The organism is Gryllotalpicola sp. CP2-P1 (genome assembly GCF_057512245.1).
This window is the reverse complement of record NZ_JBLRDT010000302.1, coordinates 1-2,232: the sequence shown is the minus strand read 5'-3', so window position 1 is coordinate 2,232 and position 2,232 is coordinate 1. Positions and strand designations below refer to the sequence as shown.

Annotated in this window: 1 protein-coding gene; it reads left to right on the top strand. The window is 73.6% G+C overall.

Annotated features, from left to right (window positions below):
• Positions 1-14: 14 nt before the first annotated feature.
• Positions 15-2,232, top strand: a 2,218-nt coding sequence (locus ACM2XV_RS14515) for a glycoside hydrolase family 65 protein (RefSeq protein WP_487027447.1), incomplete at its 3' end; no start/stop codon positions are given.

Below are 2,232 nucleotides of genomic sequence, written 5' to 3'. Positions count from 1 at the left end.
CCCGACGGTGCACAGTGAGCTCGCGCGCGCCGCTCACCGTCGAGGACTGGGCCGTCGGCGTGTCGGGGCACGAGTCCGCCTGGGCTCCCCAGCTCGAGTCGCTGTTCGCACTGTCGAACGGATTCCTCGGGTGGCGCGGCACCCTCGACGAGAAGCCGTCGTCGCTCGGCGGCACCTGCCGCCTGAACGGATTCTTCGAGCGCTTCCCGCTCGCCTATGCGGAGCCGGCCTACGGCTACCCGAGGTTCGGGCAGGCGCTCGCCGGCGCTCCGGACGGAGCCGTGATCGCGCTCAGCATCGACGGGGAGCGGCTCGACCTGGGCGCAGGCACGGTGCACGCGCACGAGCAGCGCCTCGAGCTGCGCGACGGCACCCTGACGCGCGAGACGGTGTGGGAATCGCCAGCCGGGGCCCGCGTGCGCGTGCGCTCGACTCGCCTGGTCTCGCTCTGCGAGCGCGGCCTGGCCGCGGTGCGCTTCGAGGTCGAGGCCCTCGACGGCCCGCACGACGCCACGATCGTCTCGCTGCTCGAGGCCGCAGACACGCCTCAGCGGAACGAGGACGGCCTCGAATCGATCGCCGCGCTCGTCCCGAGCTGGTCGGAAGCCGACGACGCGGGCGGCGCCGCATCTCACGCCACCGCGCACAGCGGCCTGGCCGTCGCCGCGGCCGTGCATCACGACGTCGGCGGAGGAGCCGAGATGCGGGCGCGAGCGGATGCCGCAGGCATCCGCACGACGATCACGGCGGCCCTGACGCCCGGCCGCGCTCTCACGGTGACCAAGCTCGTCGGCTATGCGACCGGCATTGACCACCAGACCGCCGAACTCGTCGCGACGGCGCGCGCCCAGGTCGAGACGGCGCGCCGCCTCGGCTGGGCCGAGCTGCTGTCGCGGCAGCGGGCCGTGCTCGACGGGTTCTGGCGCACCGCCGACGTCGAGATCGACGGCGACCGGCGGCTGCAGCAGGCGATCCGCTTCGCGCTGTTCCACGTCTTCCAGTCGGTGGTGTTCGCCGACCCGTTCCCGCCGCCCGCCAAGGGGCTCACGGGCTCCGGCTACCAGGGCCACACCTTCTGGGACCTCGACAGCTTCGTCGTGCCGGTGCTCGCCGTGCTGCGCCCTGAGGCCGCCGCGAGCGCACTGCGGTGGCGGCATCGCGGGCTGCCGCTCGCGCAGGAGCGCGCCCGCGAACTGGGCTTCCGCGGTGCCGCGTTCCCGTGGCGCACGATCGATGGGCACGAGAGCTCCGGCTACTGGCCGGCGAGCACGGCGGCGCTGCACCTGAACGCGGACATCGCCGATGCGGTGCTGCGCTATGTCTGGGCGACGGGCGACGAGGAGTTCGCCGCGCGCGAGGGCGTCGAGCTGCTCGTGCAGACGGCCCGGCTGTGGCAGTCTCTCGTGCGCGCCGACGACGACGGCGTCGCGCACCTCGACGGCGTCACCGGGCCCGACGAGTACTCCGCGCTCGGCGACGACAACCTCTACACGAACCTCATGGCGCAGCAGAACCTGCTCGCCGCCGCGCAGTTCGCGCGGCGTCACCGTGAGGCCGCCGCGCGCCTTGCCATCACCGCCGACGAGCTCGCGCGGTGGGAGGCGACCGCGCACGCGGTCGCCCTCCCCTTCGACGAGCGGAAGCGGGTGCACGCGCAGTCCGCCGGATTCACAGGGAAGAAGCGCTGGCCGTTCGATGAGATGACGGCCGATGCGTACCCGCTCATGGAGCACCACCCCTACGTGCAGCTCTATCGGCACGAGGTCGCGAAGCAGGCCGATCTCGCCCTCGCGCTCGTGCGCCGCCCTGGCGTCTTCACGGCCGCGCAGCGCGAGCGCGACTTCGCCTACTACGAGGAGATCACGGTGAGGGATTCCTCGCTGTCGGCCGCGACGCAGGCCGTGCTCGCCGCGGAGCTCGGGCACGTGGACCTCGCCGCGGAGTACGTGCGCGAGGTCGCCCAGATGGACCTCGCCGACCTGCACGGCGACACGCAGGGCGGCATCCATCTGGCCGCCGCCGCCGGCCTGTGGACGGCACTCGCCGCCGGGTTCGGCGGGCTCCGGCTCGGGGAAGGCGCGCCAGCGTTCGCGCCCCGCCTTCCCGAGCGGATGCACCGGCTGCGCTTCCGCGCGCGCCTGCGCGGCCGGCTGCTGCTCGTCGACATCCGACCGGAGCAGGCGAGCTACCGAGTGCTGGAGGGCCCACCGCTCACCGTCACGCACTGCGGGC